At 43.2% G+C, this 24,844-nt stretch carries 21 protein-coding genes and 1 other RNA gene; 10 read left to right on the forward strand and 12 right to left on the reverse strand.

All coding sequences use genetic code 11. From position 1 onward, the window contains the following. Positions 1-76 precede the first annotated feature (76 nt). The 3 genes from ccoG to L884_RS0103760 form a co-directional block, all read right to left on the reverse strand. Positions 77-1,492 carry a cytochrome c oxidase accessory protein CcoG gene (gene ccoG, locus L884_RS0103750; protein ID WP_028766235.1) on the reverse strand — a complete coding sequence of 472 codons (1,416 nt, stop codon included), beginning with the start codon at positions 1,490-1,492 and terminating at the stop codon, positions 77-79. Between the two features lie 411 nt (positions 1,493-1,903). Further along, positions 1,904-3,361 carry a sigma-54 interaction domain-containing protein gene (locus L884_RS0103755; protein ID WP_037410307.1) on the reverse strand — a complete coding sequence of 486 codons (1,458 nt, stop codon included), beginning with the start codon at positions 3,359-3,361 and terminating at the stop codon, positions 1,904-1,906. Between the two features lie 119 nt (positions 3,362-3,480). After that, positions 3,481-4,023, reverse strand: a complete 543-nt coding sequence (locus L884_RS0103760; protein WP_028766237.1) for a thioredoxin family protein — start codon at positions 4,021-4,023, stop codon at positions 3,481-3,483. 290 nt (positions 4,024-4,313) lie between these two features. On the opposite strand from L884_RS0103760, the gene L884_RS0103765 reads away from it, so the two are divergent. Continuing rightward, entirely contained in the window at positions 4,314-4,928 is a 615-nt protein-coding gene (locus L884_RS0103765; RefSeq protein WP_028766238.1) for a LysE family translocator, read from the forward strand. A gap of 73 nt (positions 4,929-5,001) precedes the next feature. Here L884_RS0103765 and L884_RS0103770 read toward each other — a convergent pair whose 3' ends face one another. The 3 genes from L884_RS0103770 to L884_RS0103780 form a co-directional block, all read right to left on the reverse strand. Further along, positions 5,002-5,328, reverse strand: coding sequence for a DUF3144 domain-containing protein (locus L884_RS0103770; protein WP_028766239.1), 327 nt, complete (start codon positions 5,326-5,328; stop codon positions 5,002-5,004). A gap of 74 nt (positions 5,329-5,402) precedes the next feature. Beyond that, positions 5,403-5,936, reverse strand: coding sequence for a prepilin-type N-terminal cleavage/methylation domain-containing protein (locus tag L884_RS0103775; RefSeq protein WP_028766240.1), 534 nt, complete (start codon positions 5,934-5,936; stop codon positions 5,403-5,405). An 85-nt stretch (positions 5,937-6,021) separates the two neighbouring features. After that, a complete protein-coding gene (locus tag L884_RS0103780) occupies positions 6,022-6,585 on the reverse strand; it encodes a pilus assembly FimT family protein (RefSeq protein WP_028766241.1) in 564 nt (187 codons plus the stop codon). A 278-nt stretch (positions 6,586-6,863) separates the two neighbouring features. On the opposite strand from L884_RS0103780, the gene ung reads away from it, so the two are divergent. Next, positions 6,864-7,529, forward strand: coding sequence for a uracil-DNA glycosylase (gene ung, locus L884_RS0103785; RefSeq protein ID WP_028766242.1), 666 nt, complete (start codon positions 6,864-6,866; stop codon positions 7,527-7,529). A gap of 13 nt (positions 7,530-7,542) precedes the next feature. Here ung and L884_RS0103790 read toward each other — a convergent pair whose 3' ends face one another. Further along, positions 7,543-8,178, reverse strand: a complete 636-nt coding sequence (locus L884_RS0103790) for a 5-formyltetrahydrofolate cyclo-ligase (protein WP_028766243.1) — start codon at positions 8,176-8,178, stop codon at positions 7,543-7,545. A gap of 156 nt (positions 8,179-8,334) precedes the next feature. Here L884_RS0103790 and L884_RS22595 point away from each other — a divergent pair, with 156 nt between their 5' ends. Both L884_RS22595 and L884_RS0103800 read left to right on the forward strand, forming a co-directional pair. Beyond that, positions 8,335-8,721 carry a hypothetical protein gene (locus L884_RS22595; RefSeq protein WP_051435527.1) on the forward strand — a complete coding sequence of 129 codons (387 nt, stop codon included), beginning with the start codon at positions 8,335-8,337 and terminating at the stop codon, positions 8,719-8,721. 54 nt (positions 8,722-8,775) lie between these two features. Beyond that, positions 8,776-9,627, forward strand: a complete 852-nt coding sequence (locus tag L884_RS0103800) for a glycine zipper domain-containing protein (RefSeq protein WP_028766244.1) — start codon at positions 8,776-8,778, stop codon at positions 9,625-9,627. Between the two features lie 315 nt (positions 9,628-9,942). Here the strand turns inward: L884_RS0103800 and L884_RS0103810 are convergent, their stop codons facing one another. The 3 genes from L884_RS0103810 to L884_RS0103820 are packed head-to-tail and all read right to left on the reverse strand — an operon-like array spanning position 9,943 to position 15,779. Then, entirely contained in the window at positions 9,943-11,835 is a 1,893-nt protein-coding gene (locus L884_RS0103810) for a DnaJ-like cysteine-rich domain-containing protein (RefSeq protein ID WP_028766245.1), read from the reverse strand. A 25-nt stretch (positions 11,836-11,860) separates the two neighbouring features. Then, complete coding sequence (locus tag L884_RS0103815; RefSeq protein WP_028766246.1) at positions 11,861-14,326, reverse strand: PEGA domain-containing protein; 2,466 nt, start codon at positions 14,324-14,326, stop codon at positions 11,861-11,863. Further along, positions 14,319-15,779 carry a glycerophosphodiester phosphodiesterase family protein gene (locus tag L884_RS0103820; protein WP_028766247.1) on the reverse strand — a complete coding sequence of 487 codons (1,461 nt, stop codon included), beginning with the start codon at positions 15,777-15,779 and terminating at the stop codon, positions 14,319-14,321. Before L884_RS0103820 ends, L884_RS0103815 begins: the two co-directional genes overlap by 8 nt. A 365-nt stretch (positions 15,780-16,144) precedes the next feature. Here L884_RS0103820 and L884_RS0103825 point away from each other — a divergent pair, with 365 nt between their 5' ends. Next, a complete protein-coding gene (locus tag L884_RS0103825; RefSeq protein WP_028766248.1) occupies positions 16,145-16,480 on the forward strand; it encodes a hypothetical protein in 336 nt (111 codons plus the stop codon). A gap of 1,595 nt (positions 16,481-18,075) precedes the next feature. Here L884_RS0103825 and ssrS read toward each other — a convergent pair. Both ssrS and L884_RS0103835 read right to left on the reverse strand, forming a co-directional pair. After that, a non-coding RNA gene (gene ssrS / locus L884_RS22765) (6S RNA) lies at positions 18,076-18,257 on the reverse strand. A 93-nt stretch (positions 18,258-18,350) separates the two neighbouring features. Beyond that, positions 18,351-18,659 carry a cell division protein ZapA gene (locus L884_RS0103835; RefSeq protein ID WP_028766250.1) on the reverse strand — a complete coding sequence of 103 codons (309 nt, stop codon included), beginning with the start codon at positions 18,657-18,659 and terminating at the stop codon, positions 18,351-18,353. A 356-nt stretch (positions 18,660-19,015) separates the two neighbouring features. Between L884_RS0103835 and L884_RS0103840 the strand changes: the two genes are divergently transcribed. The 5 genes from L884_RS0103840 (at position 19,016) to gcvH (ending at position 24,638) form a co-directional block, all read left to right on the forward strand. Continuing rightward, positions 19,016-19,591, forward strand: coding sequence for a UPF0149 family protein (locus tag L884_RS0103840; RefSeq protein WP_028766251.1), 576 nt, complete (start codon positions 19,016-19,018; stop codon positions 19,589-19,591). Positions 19,592-19,686: 95 nt separating this feature from the next. After that, the gene (ubiH, locus tag L884_RS0103845; RefSeq protein WP_051435528.1) at positions 19,687-20,946 is read left to right on the forward strand and encodes a 2-octaprenyl-6-methoxyphenyl hydroxylase; all 1,260 of its coding nucleotides are present in this window, start codon (positions 19,687-19,689) and stop codon (positions 20,944-20,946) included. Between the two features lie 122 nt (positions 20,947-21,068). Beyond that, positions 21,069-22,289, forward strand: a complete 1,221-nt coding sequence (locus L884_RS0103850) for an FAD-dependent oxidoreductase (RefSeq protein ID WP_028766253.1) — start codon at positions 21,069-21,071, stop codon at positions 22,287-22,289. 293 nt (positions 22,290-22,582) lie between these two features. Then, positions 22,583-23,677 (forward strand): glycine cleavage system aminomethyltransferase GcvT, encoded by a 1,095-nt coding sequence (gene gcvT / locus L884_RS0103855; protein ID WP_028766254.1) that lies wholly within the window; start codon positions 22,583-22,585, stop codon positions 23,675-23,677. A gap of 571 nt (positions 23,678-24,248) precedes the next feature. Then, a complete protein-coding gene (gene gcvH, locus L884_RS0103860) occupies positions 24,249-24,638 on the forward strand; it encodes a glycine cleavage system protein GcvH (RefSeq protein ID WP_028766255.1) in 390 nt (129 codons plus the stop codon). The last annotated feature ends 206 nt before the right edge of the window (positions 24,639-24,844 follow it).

Raw genomic sequence — 24,844 nt, forward strand, 5'->3', positions numbered from 1 at the left:
CCGTCAGGCTTTTGATATTCCTAGCTGGACGAAGTCGTCCCTCGCAGCGAAGCGACCTAGTTCTTTCTTTTAAAAGTTAAATCGGTGCAAAAAAGCTCGATTGTTGAGAGATCTGGCTATAGTTATGCTGCTCGGCAACGGTGAAGGTAATTTCATTGCGAGTACCAGCTAACAGCTCTGGCTTTGCTAATACCGTAACTGGGTAATCTAACTGCTCTCCTGGCTTAATGGTTAAGTTGACTTCCCCCACTAATTGGTAGGCATTACTGCCTGAAACATAGATCCGGTAAAGCCGTGTTTGTTGGGTTTTATTACGGATTTTTAGGGTAAAACTGTTCTCAATATTGTCATCAACAGTTTCACGATACAGGCTTTGTCTGTCGCGTAATACATTGAGCTCGATGCTATTGCGATTGTAAATGTCCACAGCTATCACACTGACCATAATTAGCGCAGCAATGCCGTATGCCAAAAATTTGTATGATTCATAAAAAGGCTCTGCTTTTCCTGCAAGCGAGTTTTCACTGGTATAGCTGATAAGGTTTGCAGGGTAACCAAACTTATTCATGGTTTGGTTACAGGCATCAACGCAGGCACCGCAGTTAATACACTCATATTGCAGGCCATTACGAATATCTATGCCAGTAGGGCAAACTTCAACACATAAGTTACAGTCTACACAGTCACCGAGTGAGCTAGGCTCATTACGCTTACGTGGGCCACGAGTTTCGCCGCGGCTGGCGTCATAAGTAACAGTTTTAGTATTAGCATCAAACATTGCCGATTGAAAACGCGCATAAGGGCAGCAATGTAGACACATCTGCTCACGCATCCAACCAGCATTAAGATAGGTGCATATGGCAAAAAACCATACCCAAGCAGTTACCCAAAAGCTGGCACCAAAGCTAAAAATATCCAGATATAAATCGCGCGCAGGCACAAAGTAGGCAATGAATCCGCAGCCGGTAAATAGCGCGATGGTAGCCCATGCAATGTGTTTTAATAGGCGCTTTTTCAGTTTGTCGGCGCTCCAAGGGGCTTTATCTAATGCATAACGCTTATTGCGGTTGCCTTCAATACGAGTTTCGATCCAGACATATATAAACGACCAGCTTGTTTGCGGGCATAGATAACCACACCAAATACGCCCCCAAAATACGGTGATAAAAAACAGTAAAAATGCTGCGGCAATAAACACCCAAGCCAAAATCGTGAAGTCTTGTGGCCACAAGGTGGTGCCAAAAAAGATAAATTGCTGCTGACTTAAATCAAATAAAATCGCTTGGCGTCCTTCATAAGAGATAAAGGGCAGCAGAAAGAACAGCGCTAGAAAAAGGCCATTGATGCCAGTTCTAAGTTGTTGTAATTGGCCTTTTTGTTCGCGGATATGAATTTTACCACTCGATGTATCAGGCGATAGGTTTTTCACAGGGATGAACCGCTGCGCTGTTTGGGCACTGTCTAGCAAATTGTTTAAGTTCTTGTTTGGCATAAGACTTCTCTAGTGAACCATTATTGGAAATACAGCTACGCTGGTAACTGCAAACAATATTCTTATCAGGTTCTTAGCAAGGCTTAGGCCAAAATAGAGTGTTTGTTAATTACTGATTTTAAAGGCTTTTATTGGGTTGTAGTATAAGTTGGGTGGTGATATATCGTGACTTGGCGTTATTTCGTGACTCTTGTTTTTTGATTGTAATGAGTCAGCCGCACACAATAACTAATAATAGCGAAGAGGTAATAGAGAATAGAGCCTATAAAAGGCGGATGAGGGCTATTAAACGTTATGCGCTGCGTTTAATTGTCGTACGCTGTACTTAATTGAAGTGCAGCATACGATGGCGTGCAGCGCGGGATAGGGTTAGCCGTGGTTGTAATTTGCTCAGTACTTATTGATAACCCACTAAATTGGTCGACTAATTGCCAGCTTTTTCATTCTTGAACGTAGGGTACTAGGCGGTAACCCTAGTACTGCAGCTGCCCCATTGCTGCCTGAAATCCGCCACTGAGTTTGCTTTAAAATATTAACGATGTGTTGACGTTCAACTTGTTGTAAGGTTTGATCCGTTGCCGCTTGAGCGTGGCTTTCTACAGGCTCTGTTAGCGTGAGTTGACGAAACTCTAGCACAGGTCCATGGGCTAAAATCATCTCACGTTCGAGTACATTTTGCAGTTCCCGCACATTACCAGGCCAGCTGTTTTGCATTAACTTTTGCATGCCTTTGTGGCTAACTTGAGTGATCTTTTTGCCAAGCTTACGGTTAAGATCTTCAATAAGATGACTAACCAATTCAGGAATATCACTTAAGCGTTCTCTTAGTGGCGGTACCACAATAGGGAATACATTTAACCGGTAGTAGAGATCCATTCGAAACAAGCCTTGCTCAACCCGTTTGCGTAAATCGTGGTGAGTTGCGGTGATGAGGCGTATGTCGACCTTAATCGTCTGGCTGCTGCCTACTCGCTCAAACTCTTGCTCTTGGATCACTCGTAATAGTTTAGATTGTGCTTCTAAGCTAAGCTCTGCGACCTCATCTAAAAATAGTGTGCCTTGATGGGCAAGTTCAAAGCGGCCTTTGCGGCGACTCGTCGCGCCAGTGTAGGCACCTTTTTCATGGCCAAATAGTTCACTTTCTAGCAGTGCGCTTGAAAAAGCCGCACAGTTGACGCTAATTAAAGGTTTATCAGCGCGGTTGCTTAAGCGATGCAAATTACGAGCAACTAGTTCTTTACCTGTGCCATTTTCGCCACTGATTAATACGGTACTTTCTGTGTTAGATACCAGCTTAATCTGTTGAATTAATTGATTTATAGGTTCGCTACTGCCCGATATCTCAACATCGCCAGTGCGATCGGCTAACTCAAGTTGTAAGTATTGATTTTCAAAAGAGAGCTTTTCAGACAATGCCTGAACCTGCTCTAGCGCTTGGCGTAACGACTTTTCTGTTTGCTTTTGAATACTAATATCGCGAAATATCGCGACTACACCAATCATGGCGCCATCTTTATAAACCGCAGTCGATGTGTAATGTACAGGAAAGCTGGTGCCATCTTTGCGCCAGAACACTTCGTGAGAGATTTCACGAGCCAGTCCATCTTTTAACGTGTTGTAAATAGGACAATCATCTTTATGGTAGTGGCTTCCATCACTGTGGCTATGATGATGACAATCATGGATGTTCTTGCCTAATAGCTCGGCTGAACGCCAACCTGTCATTCGCTCGGCAGCAGGGTTAATGAATACGGCGTTGCCCTCAAGATCAAAGCCATAGATCCCTTCGCTTACCGCATTAAGAATTAACTGATTTTCAGGTAAAAAATTATCATGGTTGGTTTTGTCTTTGAGGTTTATGCCTGACATAAACAGCCTAATACACAAGAGAGAATAACTTTAGTATACGTAAAAGTCATAATGAACAAAATGAGGTCACGTTATTTCGTGACCTCAGGTGAGTTTAATTGGGGATTTTATTAAAACTTTTACCCTTTAGCTTTTTGTAAGCCTAATAGCACCGACTCCATCGTCAGCTGAGTGGGTAGGATAATCCCTTGCGGTGCGCCCGGGCCGTATATTTTATTGTAGGGTGTGCCGCCACGGCCTTGGGTACGCATGTAGCTTTCTACAACAGCATTGGGCTCAGTCCAATCGCCGAGCATTAAAATGATTTTGTCATCAGCAAGCGCGTTAACAATTTTTTCTCTGTGAGTAACCCCGACTTTGTTGGCGTAGCAGATGTTGCACCAATCTGCCGTTACATCAACAAATACGGTGTAGCCTTCATCGACTAAAGGTTGGATCTGAGAAGGAGTCAGGGTTTGCCAATGCAGTTTTTTGTAGGCGTCATAATCTTCGCCGAAGTTAATAAATGCAAATACACCACCGACACACATTGCCATAAAGCCTAAGACCACGATTACACCATTGGGAATAATTCGGCCTTTCACTTTTAGCCAGATAAGAGAAGTAATACTTAAGCAAAGCAAGGTGAAAAATATAGCGATGCTAATTGAAATCGTGTCCATCTAATCTCCGAAAGTTATTCTAATCGCTGTTGCTAGTTGTCGAAATTTAATGATGCTGTTTTTGAGCCGCATTACGCCACGCTAACACTATTGTGCATCAGTTAAATGAAAATAACCTGAGTGGCAGTCACTTGCTGAATAACTAAAAGCAAACGCTGCTGTTTAATTGAGCCCGTATTACCTGTTTTTAAGCTTTTAGTGGCACAGCGAGTTGGTCAGCAAGGGGCACAATCATGTATATTATGGCCAATTTTTACTGGCCGCTGGCTAGAGTATAGTTAAGGAATATTATGACATTTAGCGCTTGGCTAGGTTTGCTAGCAATTTGCTGCTTGGGCGCCATGTCGCCGGGCCCGAGTTTGGCTATGGTGGTGCGCCATACTTTAGGCGGTGGTCGCGGCAAAGGGATTATCTGTGCTTGGGCACACTCAATAGGCATTGGTGTGTATGCACTGCTTACATTGCTAGGTTTAGCAGTATTACTCAAGCAAGCGCCTATGGTATTTAACGGTATTGCGATAATTGGCGCGCTTTATCTTGCTTATATGGGGATCCAAGCGCTGCGCTCTAAAGGTGGCATGTCTGATAAGTTAGCCGCAGGAGAGTCAACTGATGCGCTGTCAGCTGCACGAGACGGTTTAGCTATTTCACTGTTTAACCCTAAAATCATGTTGTTCTTTTTAGCGCTGTTTAGCCAGTTTGTGATGGTGGCTGACAACATGACAGGTAAGGCGTTAATTGTGCTCACACCGCTAATCATTGATGGATTGTGGTATACACTCATTGCATTAATTTTGTCTCATTCAGCAGTATTGCCAAAGCTGAGAGAAAAATCGGCATTGATCGATAAGCTCTCTGGTGTGGTGCTAATTTTGTTGGCGGTGAGAGTAATAGTGACGCTGTAAGTTTGGCTTGTTAGCAACAAAAAACGCCATCATTAATGATGGCGTTTTTGATCATAGCAATAGGTTATTTAGCTTAAGAGTTAAACACCTGCACAGCGTCATCTTTCGCAGGCTCAGGCTCTGCTTCACGAGATTGCACTGGGTTTTTAATATGATCTTCAAGGTTGTCATCAAGCATGGCTTTGTACTCATCGGTAAACCATGCTAGTGCGTTAGCTTTTTCAGCTGCAAGATCAGTTGACTTGATGGCTGCTTCAAAAGCATTAAAGCGAGCAGCAGCAAAACGCATCGCTGTGCCAACTTTACCAACATCTTGCTCTTTGCCTGCAAGTTCGTTTGCCAATGCAATGAATTGATCGGCTAGTTCAAAAATAGTGGTTTCTTTTTTTGCTTCTGACATCTTGCTTCTGCTCTTTCTTATCTAGGATAGTGTTTCGATTCTAACTTAAATGCCGCGTTAATGAACCCTTGTTGTTAACTATTGGGATCTGAATCGGTGATCACGCTGCCATCGCGTGAATCATAGTAGATAGACATAGTTTGCTCTGGCAGATAGAAATAGCGGCATTGGTCAGGGCTAATATAGGTGGCAAAATACTCTGCACTATCAGTATTAGGGTTGCTAGTCACCACCGGAGGTTCTTGCATTATGGTGCGCCAAACAGACATGCAATCATTGACATTATTTAGTCGAGGACTTGACTCAAAAGGTGGGTAGTTTTGTGCAGGAAAGCCCCACTGGTTGATATCCAGTTGACCGTTAGTGCCATCGCCAAAAACTTGTAAATTATCAACTGGGCCAGCTCCACCTTTAGAAGCCCATTTTACGTTAGCCAAGCTAATTCCACCTTTGAAGGCGGCACCTGTTGCTTCTACTGTAGATATTTGCGCGTCTTGCTTTAAATTAATGAATTTGGGCGCAGCGATAATTGCCAAGATCCCTAAGATAATGATGACCACCACCATTTCTATCAGGGTAAAACCTAAAGATTTATTTTTTCTTGGCATGAACAAGTCCCTATTCTCGAGTGCTAGGCTCCATCCTAACTAGCAATATAGTTAAATTCAATATTAGCAGTAGCTTAGAGAGATATTAGCTGCTTGGATCGGAATCGACTACAACGCTGCCGTTATTGGAGTCGTAACTGATTGATAAATTGGTATTATCTGAGTATTGATAAGTGCATGCCGCTGGGGAATTATAAGTCGCCTTGTAGTCGGTCTCATCTGCTTTAGCAGCATCGGAAACCGTAGGCTCATCGTTTTGGAAGATGATTTGCCACACCGAGATACAGTCTTCAACATTATCAAGCTGAGGTGAGGGTTCATCATCGGTAAAGTAATGCTGAGCAGGCCAGCCATTAGCATTAAAATCAACATGAGCATCATCTGACTCGCCATATACTGGTAAGTTTTCGGCTGGGCCACTGCCCACTTTTACCGCCCAAACTGAGCGAGCTAAGTTAATGCCAGATTTAAACGCACCGCCAGTATTTTTGACTTGCGCCACTTGCGCATCCTCAGACAAGTTTAAAAACTTTGGCGCGGCAATTACGGCTAAAATTCCCAAAACAATAATAACAACGACCAGTTCAATCAGGGTAAAACCTGCTTGCGGTTGAGTATGTTTTGCAGAAAATGGCGCAGGAAATTGCATGGCTTAATGGTCCGAGGATTGTAACAAACAGCTATATTACCACTGACAAGTTTTAATATAAATGGTTAAAGGTTGAAGTAGGTGTTACTTGCTTTGGTTAACCTCATGCTTTTGTTGTAAAAAATAGCATAATTTGCTCGTTGTTAACCACGAAAGTATTGCCAGTTAAAATCAGTTGTATCGACTGGATTGCAAGACTCGCCCAGACATTTTAAGCTAGCGCCTTATTGGGCAAGCTTAGGTTTGCCAACACTTATCGCTATCTTGAGAAAACACAAATGACAGTCACTACTTGGTCTGATTTTATCGCTGAACAACAACAGCAGGATTACTTTCAAAACCTGCAGCAATTTGTTAGTGCTGAGCGCGCTGCGGGCAAAGTGATTTATCCGCCAGAGGATCAAGTCTTTGCTGCATTTGATGCCACCCCCTTAGACAAAGTTAGAGTGGTACTAATTGGTCAAGATCCGTACCACGGCCCCAACCAAGCCCATGGCCTATGTTTTTCAGTAAAACATGGGGTGAAAACACCGCCGTCGTTGGTGAATATGTATAAAGAGCTTGCTAGCGATATTGATGGCTTTACTATTCCACAACATGGCAATTTAAGTCGTTGGGCCGAGCAAGGAATATTGATGCTTAATACGGTATTAACCGTTGAGCAGGGGAAGGCGCATTCTCACGCTAAGTCTGGTTGGGAAACCTTTACTGCCAATGCACTTGAGTTATTAAACCAGCAGCCACAACCTATCATATTTGTACTTTGGGGTGCTCATGCAATTAAAAAAGGCAAAGGCATTAATGCGCCGCAGCATAAAGTGATTTCCGGGCCACATCCATCGCCGTTATCAGCCTACCGAGGATTTTTTGGTTGTCAGCATTTCTCGCAAATTAACCAGCTGTTACAAGCACGTGGTGAGCCGTTAATTAACTGGCAGGTGTAGCCGCAGCTAGCGGCTAATCTCTAGCGTGATATTCATATATTGCACTGGGGCTCACTATGACAGGCAATGGCACATCCCAATGCTCACAAGGTAGGGAATCAACTTGCTGGCAATCATGGGCATAACCTATAGGCATTGGTCTGCCTACCGTTTGCCAATTTGCTAAGGTGCGGTCGTAATAGCCGCCGCCCATCCCCATACGATTTCCTTGTTTATCAAAAGCGACTAACGGCGTGATCACCACATCAAGCTCGTGGGCTAATATCATTTGGGTTATGTCCAGCTTTGGCTCCCAAATGTTAAGCGAGTTCTGTTGTAATTGGGTGGTTTGGTCGTAACGTAAAAATATTAAGTTACCAACGCTAAACGGATGCAATCTAGGTAAATACACCTCAATCCCAGCCTGCCATAGCGCTTCAATAAGTGGCTTGGTATCTAACTCACCATCGTTAGTTAAATAAACAGCGACACGACGAGCTTTTAATTGGCATAAGTGTGCAACAGCGAGCTTGGCAGCTGTTTGTGCATAATGAGTTTGTTGTTCTTCTTTGAGAGAGCGCCGTGCCTGACGGATCTGCTGTCTAAGCTCTTTTCTACAAGATTGAATAAGAGTAGCCGTTGAATACAGGGGCGGTGGTTGCTGTGGCATAAGAGACGAGTTCCAAATCAAGACTCAAGCAGTTTATCTTGGCTTGCTTATCTTAGCAAAAGTGTTAGTCGTTATTGGTTAGTAGGCATTTATCGTTGAACAATGGTGTATACATGTGTATGCTTTGTTGGCTATTTTTTGAGTTGGAGGTGAAAAATGATAAAGCTAACCAATCAGTTTCCAGGGCGCGTCAGTATGTTTGAAAATGGCTCTTTTATTGGGAATGGTATGACAAACCCATTGGGGAATAGCGTGTCATTTACCGATGCTCATGGTGCTTTTGCTGGGCATGATACAGAGAATGTATTTGGTGGTGTAAATCACTTTGACTCTAACGGACAGTTCGATGGCTTTACACGTCCAAATGTGTTTGGAGGTGTTGATCGGTATAATGCTAACGGACAGTTCTCAGGCCATACCGTTGATACTGCATTTGGTGTTAATCACTATGATAACCAAGGTGGTTTAGAAGCAAGTTATATTGGTGATTTTGAAGCAAATGACAATTTAACGGATTCAATTCTTAACTTTATGAATAACTAGTTTTCAAATTACCTTTATCTTCAGTTGGTTATGTGGCGGTCGGAAGAGATAACAATGGATCAAATTCAACGAATAGAAGCAGAAGCATTTACTATTTTAGATTTGCACCTTAGAAATGTTTTGGCGATGTCAGAAAGTGACCTTGTTGAGCAGATAGTTATTGGGCCGCAGAGTCTATGCGAAGCAGTGTGTATAGAACTGGGCACCAATATACACCAGTTTATTATGCTTAATGATAAGCAGTTCAAGCAAGGTTGTAGTTTTGTTGAGGGGATCATTGAAAGGGATCGAACCTCACTAACAGCTGATGTGGCTGGAGTTGTAGGCTCAATGATAAATCCGCTCGGGAAGTTTGTTCGAGATTCTGTAGGAGCCCAATTGGCTGATGACCCAATTTATATAGAGTTACGCAATATGTATCAAACATTTGGTATGGATATTGTTCTAGGTATATTTAGTGAATTGCTTAATAGAGGCTATGAACCTGAGTTGCTCATTGTGGCTATGGCGAAATGGCGTGAAGGATTAGGTTACGTCGATGGCTTTAATTCTGAAGTAGATCGAAACTTACGAGAAGGCATTATCTCAGGTAAAAATAACAGTGCAGAGGCAAAGAAAGCAGAAATTGCAGGCTCGGTTGGTGGGGCTTTGATGGGAGCTAAAGTTGGGGCTGTTATGGGGTCTATTGTATCTGGGCCTGGAACGGTTGTTGGGGCTGCTGCAGGGGCTTCTATAGGTAAACATTTTGGTGCAAAAGAGTTTAACAAGTGCGCCCAAAACCAAGCTGTTAGTGAGGTTATAAATCATGTTAGCAATAAAGTTTACGATGCTGGGAATGATGTAACTTTGGTGGCAAATGAGGCTGCGAATAGTGTGAGGAAAAAATTTAGTAAATTTTGGGCGTAGTTAGGTGAGCCGAATTATTTGCTAATAAATCATTTAGGGGGTTTTTGTGTTGGCAGGTGCTCTTTCTCCAATGATCTTGATATTCGTGCTCTGGTGTAACGTGGGGTATGAACTATTGGTAGGGCAACAGATTGCGTGGTATGAGTGGGGGATAGTGAGCGTAGTGACTTTGGGTTACACGGCGTATTACCTTTATTTGTTTTTCAGTAAAGATTGACTCGAAGTTTATAGATAAAAAAAGCAGGCCTTCATAATGTAATTGGCCTGCTTTTAAGTGTTACAAGTAGTAACGTCAATATCCCACGGCTATAGTAACTAGCGTTCCATATTCATCGACTTAAGCAAAACTGGGCTGTTGTAGTCTGCTACAGCTGTTTTGGCATTAAGCCAAAAACGGCGGCGGGTTAAGAAGTAACTGAACAACACTGCTAATAAACCAATCTCAACAAAATTATACTTAATGTAGATTAGCGCTGAGCCGATAATTTGGCCTAATCCTCTAAAGTAGTTTTCATCAGCAGGTACAGTTCCCATTGCACCATTAAGCATGGCAAATACAAACTGAATCGCGAGATATAGCGCAACTGCAGCAATGAGACCTAACGGCTTGAAGTACCATTTCTTCGGCCAGCTCACACCTAAAACCAGTAGATATAAGCCAACAAAAATCGCACCGCCAGCTAAGCCCTCAGCGAATGAAGGCCCTAAGTACATTGCGTTCTGTGTATTGTAATATAAGCTCAGGCAAATATGAGGTAACAGTAAAGTTATGCCTAATGCCAAAGCATAAGTTTTTGCTTTACCGATATTTTTCCAATAACAACGTTTAACCAATTGATAGCTAGCAATAAATAAGCCTAACGCCATAGCGTAATTAGCCAAAGGATGGATACCAAATAGGGCAAAGTCGGCAGTGAGAACTGCAATAACCCATTGTGGATACTCCATGATCCCCATTCTACCCGGCGCATCTTTAGCAAACTCTGGAAAGAACAACGCAATCAAAATTGCTAAGGTAAAGAATAAGTAAGTGTACTTGGCTAATGCCGCCATCATCTTAGGGATAATGCCTTTGATGCTATCCTTCTTAAGCTGGCCAACTAAGCTGTCGTAATTGGCACCCACAGCATCTTTGATATCACTAGAAACCCAGTTTTCGTCAAGTAACGCGATACGGCTCTTGGTTTCTTTGGCCTCAATAATGTCTTTAACCGCAGGTGTTGCCAGTGCTTTAACGTCATCACTTTTGCTGCCAGCCCCTAGCTTTTGCGCTATTTGCCACACAGCAGGGTCGTAAATTCCGCCGGCGTCGTGAGTAAGATACTGCTTACCAGCGAAGCACATTTTAGTGTCGACTTTGTCAATCGTGCCAGTAAATTGCAGTGTTGGTAATACTGCGGTAAAACCGTAAACAAAGGTACAACCATCAAGATCGCCTTCAACATCAATCTCGGTGATATTGTTAAGGCAATGCACTACGTTTAGTCCTGTGCGCTTAACGAATTCGCCAGTCCATTCATGGTAGTCGTTATTGGTGTAGTACCACTTAGTGCTGCGCTTAGCATCACCATCAATAGTGAAGCTACAGTACAACATACCGCTACCAGAACAAGTGCCGCAAGTGACGTTACCGCTGCCTGAACAGCTATTACATGTGCGATTACCGCTACCCCAACAGCTTGAGCATGATTCTGTGGTGTAAACGGTACGTTCACTGTAGCTGTCGTATTTACTGACACTGATACGGCCACGACCACCACAAGAGTAGCAATCTTGTTTACCACGGCCATTACAGCTACTACATCTTACGCAGCCAGAGCCACGACAGTTACTACAAGTATCTCCGCCGACGTAAGCATTTGGTGCCGAGCGTAAACTGGTGTTTTTGATCAAGAACTTCTCAGAAACATCAGGTTTAAGGATCTTTAAAAAGCGTTCATTGAACAGTGGGTCGCGGCCACTCACATATTCTTCAGCCGCTCTGTGGGCATCAGAACTTGCTTGAGATGAGCTACCACAATAAATACCAGATGGACGGCTACCGCCATGGGTATGACGACTTACGCCAATCTCGATTCGCCAGCCAAACTTGAATTTTAGTTGTGCATTTTTGGCCTGCTCGTTACTGAGAACGACTGGTACACTCACGCCCGTAATTTCTTCGCCATTGCTTCTAATAAAATCTTGAAACTGCTGCAATTTGCTCATGTGATGTATCCTATAAAATCACAGGTTAAAGGTTGATAGTAAATTGGGTTTGATCCGCTTTTAAATACACCCATTGGCGCACAGCTTGATAACCAGGTGCACTGACTTTGATGTCATAGCCACCCGGAGGAAGTTGCATGCCAGCCTTGTATTTAGGCTTAATATTCATCACCGAAATTCTGGCATTATTCACATTAGTGTTAATGGTTAATGGCAGCTTTAGGCTTGGTTTTGCGGTTGTGGATTTCGCCGTTACCACCTCATCGTGTTCCGGTAAAACGGCTAGATCGAATCGGTCTAGCGGCCCACTGATCGCATGGAATCCTTGGGTCATGCTCAAGGCGTTATCGATAGATGCGCCTATTGGTTGCACTAGCGGCTGAGTGACCAACAACCATTTTAAGGCGTATGAAATACTGGCTGAATCATTCTTCTCCATTTGTTCGAAGAAGTAGTTCATGGCCGAGTCTTCCATGGTGTATTTGTTGCCACCTACAGATAAAGGCACGACAAAAATCGCTGCGATTAAGCTCACTGTGATTGCCGGTTTTAGATAAGGTTTATTTGCCTTGCTATCCTTAGGTTTAGCCTGTTTAGCTTGTATAAGCTCTAGTAGCTTCATTGGCAGTTTAAGCACGGTTAATAGCACTAGCGCCAAGCTAATTGACATAGATATAGGCGGAATAATGGTTGCGCGTAGCGCAGATTTTCCAGTCGACTCAAACACACCACCATTAGCAAACTCAGCTTGCTGAGCTTCTAAAATATTCAGGTATTCAGTGGTCTTACGTTGAATATTTGGCTCAATAATATACTTTTTGAATTGGCGATTATTCCAGTCAGCTAGGGTTGGGCTAACATATAACTCACCCATGCGCTTAGCAATGCGTTGCTGAATTTCATGATGACGCTGGAACCGCGACCAATTTAGGTTTGGTGGCATATCCATATTTTTTGCGCGCATGTTTTTACGCCATTCAATATCAGCTTGCTGGCGGACTTTGCTGGCAACAGCTTTGTCAAAAGTTAATCGATCGGTAATAGACCAAGTGGTAGGTAAACTTAAGCCTTTTTGTTTAAGCTTCTTGTTGACCTTTACACTGGTTAACTCATGTACTCTAAACGTATGCAAAGAGTTAATACCTAACGGGTAGCCGCCAGATTCTTTGATAAAGTCAGGTTCCATTTTTACCATCAACACATTTTTATAATGATTGACGTCATTGGTATAGACCATACGGTGGTCTTTAAAGCCCGCATCGCCGCCCGTTGCGGCATCAACCGCTTGCATCGCGGTGAAAAGACCAAAAGTCATCACACCGGCAATAATAGAATTACCGACGTTCTCTGTGGTGGTCACCTCTTCACGAATTAACCAATCATTAGCTGGAATATAAGGGACGCTTAGCTTTTTGATTTCGCGGTCGTAGTTCTCTTGTAAGCGTTCATAACAGCGGTCACGACTGCTGCCTTTTTTTCTCTCCCCGCATTTACTGCGACGCTCGAAGTAGTCATAAATCTTTGGTGCAATTTTTTGCGCGCGTGATTCAACTCGGGCTTCATAGGCGGTGACACCTTTTTGGTACTTTTCCCAACCTTGTTTAATTTGGTTTTGGGTATCTAACCAATATTCATCGGCGCGTTCAGGAGAACTGTCGATTGCTCGATTATATTTGGCAGAGCCGTTGGCATACTCTTGGTACTTTCCGCGCAGGGTTTGTCGGAAGTTGTCGTAGTCCTGATAGTGGCTAGCAAAATTAGACATGGCTCTATCGCGAACAAACTTTTCCATGATCATGCGCTTTTTCTGCGACAGATCATCAACTAGCTTGTCATCGGCATACACTAGGCCACCAAATACCGACAGAAAGGTTTTTTCTGTGCCGCTATGATCCGTATCTGGATCGTAATGAATACCTTCAAACTGAATTGATTTCTCAATTAAGGCGCTGCGCAACACTTGTGAGATATAGGCCTGTTGGCGCTCGGCTGCGCTAGATGCATCAATAATAAAACGGTCAACTAACCACTTTTGACCAAAAAATACTGTTGGCCACACTATGATGGCAATTAAGCAAAAATAGCCTAAAGCGCGACCCACTTTAGCAACGCGTCTGCCGCTTAATAACATGTCAGCCAGCAATAAGGTTACACCAATACCACTAATGGTACGGCCAAATAACTCAACAGCACGTAGATCTTCATGACTAGAGTTACGCCCGCCAGCCACCTCAGTTAATGCGGCATTAAATACCGCTTCTGGAAATAGATAAATCACAGAGCAGACGAACATCGTCATCAACCACCAAAATGGTTTCCCCGTGGTGGCGATTTGTTGCTCGACTTTTTGTTGTTTTTGCTGCTTAGCCGCGCTTGATTGCTGCTGTTTTTTTACCTTCTGTAACTCTTTTTCTGCAGCAGCCATTTTTGTTTGGGTTGGTGCAGATTTGAGTAAGCCGGTGGCAAATGGGCTGTTTTTTCTATCAGTCATTGTTGCTACTTGGTAGGGTTAAAATAATGGTTTTGCTGTTAGTTGTATCGATCTCTTCATCAACAATGATTGGAAAACCAAAGGCATCAGTGTTAGCGATCTTACGGGTGGCTTTTTGGGTTTTAGTCTTGGCACTTGCAATAGACTTAAGGCCAGAATTTAACGAGATATAATAGCCTTCTTGTTGATAACCCAGCATTTCATTGAGGCGGTCAAAGTCAGCATCACTTGGCAGTGAAGCAATATATTTGCCAGCCGCAGTCAGTGGTTGATAGCGCTTTTTAGGGATCGCAGCCTTAAATAGTTTTTGGCAAATTTTATAGGGAGTATTATCGACAATTACGCCATCAGGCAGTTTCGCTTTAGACAAGCGTGTAAGCTGTGATTGGTGATAGTCAGTGCCATTGATACTGTAGCTATACACTTTCATACCGTAGCGATGAGCACTATTTAACACGCTTGGGTTTTGCATAAAACTACGAATATCTAAATGTAAGCCTGAGTTACTGCCTAATTTATCGTTGATCTTTTTGATCCCAGCAGATGAAGCGTAGTTTTTATAACGCGAGCGATAGCGCTTGGTGCCATACTTGCCTGCAAATTCGATAATATTCTGATTGTCTTGGTAGTAGTCGTCGTTACGTGCACCACGGCGCAGATCGGCTGCGACTTTATCGACGCTGGTTGGGTGTGCTCCTTGTACAAATCCTAGGTAGGTATAAGGATTAATCCCACGCAGTTTTTCAAGCATATCCATGTCTGACGACGAAAAATAATAGCCACCTATGCCTACGGTATGGCGTAGCATATTGTCCAGTTCAGCTAGCTCTTGTCCATTGGCCTCAGACTTTATTTCTACGTTGAGCAGTTGGCCAGCGCCTCGGTAAGCTGCAAAGGCGGTAAAAGCCTCATAAGCCGTAATAGGGCGGATGTCTAAAAGCTCATTTGAGCCCTTAGCACGCAACTTTAAATTGGCATATTGCTTACGGCTCATACGTTCAAGTTTAAAGCGCTCACCAGTGTAATAAACCGTAGCGCGGCCAGTTTGGCTATCGTGGTGATTAACCCAAGTGCCGTCTTTAAGCTGCATGACATCAATTTCAACACTGTTGTAGTTATCGATAAGTGCAGCTGCAATTGCAGTACTGCTACTTTCCGGATAACGAAAATCACCACGGTGAGCCGAAATATCAAGCGGACACTGCTTAATTGATATCATTTTAATGTGGCCGTTTTCCGCCATATACAAGTTGCGATCAGCTAAAGCTAGCTGAATATCAAGCATGTCTTGGCCATCGACTTTGACGTCGCTTGGTAAATGGCTAAGTGCCGCAGGAATGATTTTTGCCGGTGCCGGAGGGGCTGATGGCGTCGATTTACAACCAGAAAGCGCTAAGAGTGTAATAAGTAGTACCGCAAAGTAACGGCGAGGGTTTTGTATGCAACTTGTCATAGTCCCTAAAACACAAGTTATTAATTATTCGAGCTTTATACTCGAAATGAAGCTTCAGTACAACGCTGCTTATAAGGCGTTTTAACGTAAGCGATTGATAAAATTAAGATTGAATTAATTTTGAGCTATGCAAATTTTACATAATGTGACATATGCATAGAGGATAACTGTCAAAATAATCAATTTCGTCAGTAATTTGGCTAGAGTGTGTGACCTTCTTCAAAAGAATAAAAGCAAGATATTGTCTGGCAGGTATACACCTGTGTAGTCTTGTGGTTGTTCGTTATTCATACGCGATGTGATTATACCGTTCGAATTTATGTTGAGTGTCTACTTGTTTTACTTCATTACGATAGAGGACTTTTATGAAAAGAATACTATTACTTGTTATTTTTTATTACTTGAGTTTTAACTTGTATGCGACTCCATATGGTGTAAATCGGGGCTATGACTGCGAAAGTTTAAATGGTCACCTTGAGAATCAGCTTGCTACAGCACCTGAGAGGGAAATTAGAACAAGTCTGAACAATTGGGAAGAGCATAGAGGGGAGATCCCAGCCTTAGAAATACCACTAGTCAACGTCGTTTACATTTTGTGTGAGGAGGAAAGAAATGCTGAGCGTCAGGTTAAAGATATTGTTTTTGATATTTTGGAACAAGCAGAGTATCGAGAAAGTTTAGCGTCTAGACTAAAATACTAAACTTAAGTTTCTAATATAAAAGTATTTTCAAAGGTTAGTTAACTTCTATTCTTGTCATTAAGAATCATATCGTTCGGTAAATGGCTAAGTGCAGCGTGAATGTTTTTGCCTTTGCCAGATGGGAGGTGGAATGGCGTCTATTTTCAGCCCGAAAGCACAAAGAGTGTAACCCATAGTGCGTCAAAGTAACGGCGAGGGTTTTGTATGCAAATTTTACATAATGTGGTGTATGCAAAGAGGGTAACTGTAAAAAATTACTATTTATCAATATATTGGCTACAGGGATTAGTTATAAATTGTCTGTTAGTTAATCGCTGTTAAACAGGGGGGACAGAATACTAACTAGGCAAATCTGACTCAATATCAAGTAATTAGCGCCATTGTAAAGTGCTGCTCATCAAGTCGATACTCACAATAAGCAAATATATTTTTTGAGAACATTTAATACGTTATTACATGCTCTCACTTTTTAAGTGTAATTGTTTAGGGGCTGACAATGGGAAAAGTACTAATAAACTTACTTGTCTATAGCGTGAGCTTCCATTTATTTGCGATCCCGTATGATGTAAAGCAAAGTTATGATTGTAATAGGCTAAATAGTGATCTTGCTAACCACATTGCAATAACACCTGAAAGAAAAATTAGAGAGAGTTTGAATAGCTGGAAGCTATACACAGGTAAAATACCTGAGCTGAAAATATCTCTAGTCAATGCTGTCTATTTTTACTGTAAAGAAGAGAGGAACAGTGAGCGTCAGATCCAAGATATTGTGTTTGATATTTTGACAGAACCATATTGCTGTAGCTGACTTTATACCGTTTTAGGTTGTTGAGCTGTCTATGTTGATTTGTCGATGTTGATTAAGGCTAGCTTCTGCCGAGTAAAACAACTTTTTTATCAAGAGTCCGACAGGTCGGTATAACCAATACTTAGATACAAAAAAGCCACTCTGTCATCAACAAAGTGGCTTTGTAATTAGGTGTTCCCCGCAGTCTGTTCATAGAAAGTCCGACAGGTCGGTACATCTTATGCGTAGATACAAAAAAACCATCATTATTGCTAACGATGGTTTTGTAATTAGATGTTCCCCTCAATGTTTTGACTGAGAGTCCGACAGGTCGGTATAACCAATGCGTAGGTACAAAAAAACCACTCTGTCATCAACAAAGTGGTTTTGTAATTAGATGTTCCCCGCAGTCTGTTCATAGAAAGTCCGGCAGGTCGGTGTAACCAATACTTAGGTACAAAAAAGCCACCTCGGTTGAGATGGCTTAATGTAAAAGTTAGATGTTCCCCTCAATGTTTTGGCTGAGAGTCCGACAGGTCGGTATATCTTATGCGTAGATACAAAAAAACCATCATTATTGCTAACGATGGTTTTGTAATTAGATGTTCCCCTCAATGTTTTGACTGAGAGTCCGACAGGTCGGTATAACCAATGCGTAGGTACAAAAAAACCACTCTGTCATCAACAAAGTGGTTTTGTAATTAGATGTTCCCCGCAGTCTGTTCATAGAAAGTCCGGCAGGTCGGTGTAACCAATACTTAGGTACAAAAAAGCCACCTCGGTTGAGATGGCTTAATGTAAAAGTTAGATGTTCCCCGGAATACCGACCGCCGGTGTAGCCCTTGAACCGTAGGTTCAAGGCGGGTAAATGAGTACCTCCTAAGGCTTCTCGATACGAGCCGAGCTTGCACAATGTCAGTAAAACATTCACCCTGGGTTTGTAAGTATCGGCACAGGGACATTACCAGCTAGCGAATACCCCAGGGAACAAAACTTGTGTTCGTAAACCAGTCGGGTGACTAAAATGGGCTTACGATAAAACTGTTTTCAGTGCTAATAAAGCAACTGCGATTATAGCTATTTTTAGTCAGCTTTTGTAGCGCGATCAACCAGCGCGACTTCAAGTGTTGACTGCAGCAAACCGATTTTTTCATCCATTTGCTTAATATATTCTTGATTCTTTTGCTGTTCTTCTAACAGCTCATAACCGATATTCAATGCTGCCATAATGGCAATTTCTTCACGGCTAATATTGTTAGTACGTGCTTTAAGCGAGGTTAATTGCTTTTCGAGATTATTAGCCACATGCCTAAGCGCAGCTTCTCGCCCCTCAGGACAAGCAATAGAGTAGGTACGACCCAAAAGAGTGATATCAATCGCCTTGCTACTCATTTCGAAAAGAATCCTTTAACCATGTACTTTAGCGGACTATATCGGTCTCAATGCTAAAGTGCAACACGATAAACGCGCAAACTCGCGCAGTTTAGATTAATTGTTGTTTAGATCGCCATTGGCGTACAAACATAGAGCGGTTAAGGGCTTTTCTTAGTCAATCACAGGCTAATATTAAGTCTCAACTCAGTTTAAGTTAAGTATGTTTGCCATGCGGTCATGGTTCTGTTTGCTTAGGAATGCAGCATTTGTGGTTTATAGCACAAAGTTTTGCCGACTTTATGGCGCCGACTCTTGGTCGGCACCCGCACTTCTGCTAGCATGAAGTCAGTAAATTTTGTGATTGGAAACTCTTTATGGCTAGCCTACCTACGTTGCAGATGGATAAATTACTCGCAGCACTTAATGACGCTGAAGTTGGTCAGCACCCAGTTGAAGTTCACGGCGCACTGGTCGGATTGATCTGCGGTGGTGTAGAGCAAAAACCTTCAGGTTGGACTCAGCCTCTACTTGAGCTGATGAACGACGGCCAAGCACTGCCAAAAGAGCTACAAAGTCTGATTAATGATCTGTACGAAGATGCAGTAACTCGTTTGTCAGATACCGACTTTGGCTTTAGCCCTATGCTACCACAAGAAGAAGAGTCGCTGTCTAAACGTGTTGAAGCGTTATCGCTTTGGGTACAGAGCTTTTTAACCGGCATTGCGATTATTCAGCCTAAATTAAATCAAGCGCCTTTAGATGTGCGTGAAGTGATCCAAGACTTATCTGAAATCGCCCAAGTTGAATTTGATGTTGCCGAAGATGAAGAATCAGAAGCAGCATTGATTGAACTGATGGAGTTCACTCGCATGGCAGCATTAATGTGCTATGCGGAATTTGGCCCTGAAGTTGATGACAACGAGCCTATTGACGTGGGTGTAATGCACTAACACCAGTTTGAATTAATTACCGCCATCGCTGTTGCTGCATGGCGGTTTTTGTATCAGCAACAGCTAACTTATTTTGTTATTGGACAATACATTGCATGGCGAACCTTAACCAACACGCTGATGTAGCAAGTACCACAGAAATTAATCATGTCGATATCGCCATTGTTGGCGGTGCGATGGCGGGGGCAACCTTAGCGCTTGGCTTAGCTGAGCTGGCAAAGCAGCAGGCTGGCAGTAAGCCAATAACAATTGCCCTGATTGAAGCACACAAGCCAAGTCGCGAGCATCCCGGCTTTGACGCCCGTTCAATTGCTATTTCTCATGGTTCTATTTTTGAACTTAAACAGTTGGGCTTGTGGCAGCATTTAGATCCGCTGGCTGAGCCTATTCACAATATCCATATCTCCGAGCGCGGTAATTTTGGTATGACAGAGCTTAATCGCGAGTCATTTCACCTGCCTTATCTTGGAAAAGTGGTTGAACTGGAGGCGGTGGGTAAAAAGTTATTTAGCCTACTTGAACAAAGTGATGTGGCACTTTATTGTCCGGCTAAGTTACAAAATGTTGTTGCAGGCATAGATTCACAGCTATTGACGTTAGATGATGGGCAACAGATCGCAGCTAAATTACTTATTGCGGCTGATGGGGTTAACTCTAAAGTACGTCAAGCTTTTAAACAGCCGCTTGAACAAGTCGACTTTAATCAAACTGCAATTATTGCCAATATTCAAGTAGAGCAACCGCATCACGGCTGGGCTTATGAACGCTTTACCCAAACTGGCCCACTGGCCTTGTTGCCAATGGCAACCAGCCAAGGTGAGTCACGTTTATCTATGGTGTGGGCGTTAGATCCGACTAATGCCGAGCGTTTATTAAAGGCGCCTAAAGCAGAGTTTATTAGCGAGCTGCAGCAGGCTTTTGGTTATCGAGCAGGGCGTTTTACCGATGTCGGTGAACGTTTCAGTTATCCGTTAATGTTGTCGTACATGGCAAGACCGATATATCAGCGTACTATCTTTTTAGGCAATGCTGCGCAAACGCTACACCCAATTGCAGGCCAAGGTTTTAACTTAGGTCTACGTGATGTGGTATGTGTGCTAGATGTACTAAAGCAAGTACTTACTAACCCTGAAGGGCATGATATTGGCAGTGCGGTAGTGACTCATGCCTATCTTGAACGGCGCAAAGCCGACAGACAAAGCACCATGAACAATATCGAATTCTTAGTACGTGGCTTTTCAAATGATTACTGGCCGCTGGTGATAGGGCGTAACCTAGGCTTACGCTTGTTGTCATGGTTTCCACCATTAAAGGCACCGGTGGCGCGCCGAGCGATGGGTTGGCATAAAGGTTAATCGTCAGCAGCCAATTCACCGTATTTAAAGTCAAATTAACAGTAAGCATGCACAATAACGCTTGTTAGTCAGATCAAAAGCATGTGTTGGCGTAATTCGCCATTTTTGAGTAAGGGTAAAAGATGTTAAGCACACAAACTTATGATGTCGCAGTTGTTGGTGGAGGCATGGTAGGCCTTGCCACAGCCATAGGTTTAGCGATGGAAGGCATTAAAGTCGTGGTGATTGATGCCGGACAAACTCAAGCTGTATCGGGTGCACCTAAACTTAGGGTGAGCGCGATTAACAAGGCCAGTCAACAACTGATCACCAACTTAGGTGCTTGGCCATACTTGGCTGCATCGAGAGTGAGCCCTTACCAAAAGATGCAAGTTTGGGACAAAGACAGCCTAGGTAAAATTGATTTTGACGCCCACTCACTGAGTGAAACTCATTTAGGTTCGATTATCGAAAATGACGCCATTGCTTTTGCGTTGGCCGAGCGAGCAGGTGAGCTAAGCGAGCTGACTTATATTGAAAACACCCGTTTAGAGCGGATTGCCTTTGGCGAACGCGAAGCATGGTTAACCTTAGATAATGGCGACAATGTGAGCGCGGCATTAGTGGTTGCTGCCGATGGTGCCAACTCTTGGGTACGCGAGCAATGTAAAATCCCAATGACATTCTGGGACTATAACCACCATGCGATAGTCGCCACTATCCGTACCGAGTTACCTCATGGCGAAACCGCCAGACAAGTATTCGACGCCGAAGGGCCATTAGCGTTTCTGCCGTTGTATGAAACTAACCTCAGCTCGATTGTTTGGTCAGTGTCACCACAAAAAGCTGAGCAATTGTTAGCACTAGATAACGTTGCCTTTGAGCGTGCATTAACCGCTGCTTTTGATGGCCGTTTAGGTATGTGCAGCCTAGAAAGTGATCGTCAGTCGTTCCCGTTACGTATGCGATATGCGCGTCACTTTGCACGACCACGTTTAGTATTGGCTGGCGATGCGGCACATACGATCCACCCGTTAGCAGGCCAAGGGGTTAACTTAGGCTTCCTTGATGCTGCGGCCATTGTTGAAGCGGTGAGCGAGCTAAAACAGCAAGGTAAAGACATTGGTGACTACAAACACCTACGCGATTTAGAGCGCTGGCGTAAAGCGGAAGCACTAGAAATGATCACCGCAATGGAAGGCTTTAAGCGCTTATTCCAAGGTACTAATCCGGTGACCAAAGCGATCCGTGATATTGGCTTAAATTTCGTCGACAATTTTGCGCCATTGAAAACACTGTTTATTCAACAGGCGCTAGGTAACAAGAACAACCTGCCTAAGCTTTGTCGTCGTAACCAAAATTAATCATGATCAAATTTCATGTACAGCTAAATAAGCCTTTTATTTCATGTATTTGTTTATTTTGCTTTTAGCTAGGTTGAATGTTTGTGGTTGTTTTAACAATTTTGCAATAAGAAAAACTAATGCCAAAACTGTTCGGATTAGAAAATTCTTTTGTATACAAAGTGACGACTCAAGGTATAATTTCGCCGCATTTTAATGCGAGGACATAAATCTGGTGCCACTACCTTACACAAGCACAGCCTATATGTGCCGGCATCAGCAGCAGACTAAAAGACCCCAAAGAAGGGATAAAAATGGCTAACAAAACTGTACTTTTTAACAAGCATCTAGAATCAAACGGTAAGATGGTAGACTTCCACGGTTGGGATATGCCACTTAACTATGGTTCACAAATCGAAGAGCACCACGCGGTTCGTCAAGACGCAGGTATGTTCGACGTATCTCACATGACAGTGGTTGATGTGATTGGTGATGACGCTTGTGCCTTTTTACGTAAGTTGCTAGCCAACGATGTCGCTAAACTTAAAGTGCCAGGTAAGGCGCTTTACGGCGGTATGCTTGACCATAACGGCGGCGTAATCGACGACCTTATTACTTATTACCTATCAGATACTGAGTACCGCATTGTGGTTAACTCAGCTACCCGCGAAAAAGATCTCGCGTGGATCAACGAACAAGTTCAAGGCTTTAGTGTTGAAGTGACTGAGCGTCCAGAGCTGGCGATGATCGCGGTACAAGGCCCTAACGCTAAAGCAAAAGCAGCAACAGTATTCAATGCAGAGCAAAATGCAGCAGTTGAAGGCATGAAGCCATTCTTTGGTGTGCAGTCTGGTTCACTGTTTATTGCCACTACCGGTTACACAGGTGAAACTGGCTATGAAGTTATCGTGCCAGAAGCTGAGGCCGAAGCACTATGGCAAGCATTCCTAGAAGCAGGCATTCGCCCATGTGGCTTAGGTGCACGTGACACACTACGTCTAGAAGCTGGCATGAACCTTTACGGCCTAGATATGGACGAAAGCGTGAACCCACTCGCCGCTAACATGGGCTGGACAGTTGCATGGGAGCCAAGTGATCGTGACTTTAACGGTCGCCAAGCGCTAGAAAAGATTAAAGCAGAAGGCACAGACAAGCTTGTAGGCTTAATCATGGATGCTAAAGGCGTTATCCGTCACGGCATGGCGGTATTCTTTACCGATTGTGATGGTGTTGAGCAACAAGGTACGATTACTAGTGGTACATTCTCACCAACATTAGGTTATTCAATCGCAATGGCGCGCGTACCTAATACCATTGGTGATGTGGCTGAAGTAGAAATGCGTAAAAAGCGTGTACCGGTAAAAGTTATTGCACCGTCGTTTGTACGCAACGGTAAACAAGCATTCTAATTTTTCTGGCTTAATACTGGCTATTTAGTCCTACTTTGTTGTCGCCAGTGCTCGTTGATGCTTATCAACTGCGCGCTGGCTCCTAAAATTAGCACTAAATTGCTGCGTATTTAGCTCAGAAAAAAGGCTTGTTTATATTGGTGGGGTTATAGCTATTTGCATTGGCTTCGTTGTCGAAAGTGCTCATTGATGCTTATCAACTGCGCGCTTTCTCCTAGAATCCAAAGCAACTATCGGCTAACCCCACCATATAATGGCTACTGAGTTTGATTAGCTCAGAAAAAGGTTTGTTTAAACCGTTTGTGATACCGCGAATATAAAATGTAGTCGTGGCATGTAAGATAGAGCAAAATTGACGATTTCATCTATTTTTAGCTAACACTTAATAAAGCGTAAAAATAATCGATTTGCCTTGTTGAACTAAATCAATGTGGCAAACGTCAAAAAGTAGATGAAATCACTGCACTTATGATGTAAAAAAGGTGCAAAAATTGATATAAGCCTTATTAGGCAAGTCAGTGTAACGTCTTATTAAATACAGAATTAGAACATCGAATAAGGATTTAGACCAATGAGCAATATCCCAGCTGAACTTAAATATGCTTCTTCTCACGAGTGGATCCGTAAAGAAGAAGACGGTAGCTACACAGTCGGTATCAGTGAGCACGCTCAAGAGCTTTTGGGTGACATGGTGTTCGTTGAGCTACCAGAAGTAGGCGATGATGTTAGCGCGGGTGAAGACTGCGCAGTAGCAGAGTCTGTAAAAGCGGCATCAGATATCTACGCACCACTATCAGGCGAAGTTGTTGCAGTAAACGAAGCACTGGAAGATTCTCCAGAGCTAGTAAACAGCGACGCATTCGGTGACGGTTGGTTCTTCCGCGTGATGCCAAACGACCTTGCTGAACTAGACAACTTGCTTGATGCCGAAGGTTATCAAGCGGTTATCGACGAAGAATAAGCGTCGATGACTAACAAAGCCCCAACTCATCGCTGAGTGGGGCTTTGTTCGTTATATGGGCTATACCCTTGTAAAAGTCAGGGAAATAGCAGCAAAAGGCAGAAATTACACAAGCAAATACTGCCAAAAATCGAATTCTAAACTAAAGAGACCGGTAGCTCCTCCCCCCTACAGGTAGGATACTGGCAAATAGGAACTAGGTTACC

Source organism: Shewanella fidelis ATCC BAA-318 (genome assembly GCF_000518605.1).
Classification (GTDB): domain Bacteria; phylum Pseudomonadota; class Gammaproteobacteria; order Enterobacterales; family Shewanellaceae; genus Shewanella; species Shewanella fidelis.